This is a genomic window from Alteromonas sp. ABV4_515 (genome assembly GCF_056160345.1).
The window spans coordinates 1-277 of the sequence record NZ_JBSWWZ010000051.1 but is presented as its reverse complement, the minus strand read 5'-3'; the positions used below and the strand labels follow the sequence as shown (position 1 = coordinate 277).

The following is a 277-nucleotide window of genomic DNA, read 5'->3' as shown; positions in this document are numbered from 1 at the left end:
ATGCATCTGATTTCAATTACACAGGTTTAGCTGCTTATATCCAGATATTTAACCCCGATGGGACCGAGTTAGCCACCGCTACCGACTATACGGTGACTCGTATTGGTAATCTTGAACTACCTACTACTGGCATCTACACAGTGGTTATCCAAGATGGTGATGTCGCCAACGATAGTGGTTATGCGAACACCGGGGCTTACCGTCTTTACTATGTAAACCACCCGATAAGTGAACACGGAGAATTGGAAAATGGCGGTTATGTGGAAGAAACCATCGA

General features: G+C 45.1%; 1 protein-coding gene. It reads left to right on the top strand.

Going from position 1 to position 277, the window contains the following annotated elements; genetic code table 11:
- A partial coding sequence (locus ACXAGX_RS20630; protein ID WP_474840723.1) for a hypothetical protein occupies positions 1-277 on the top strand: 277 nt, incomplete at both ends.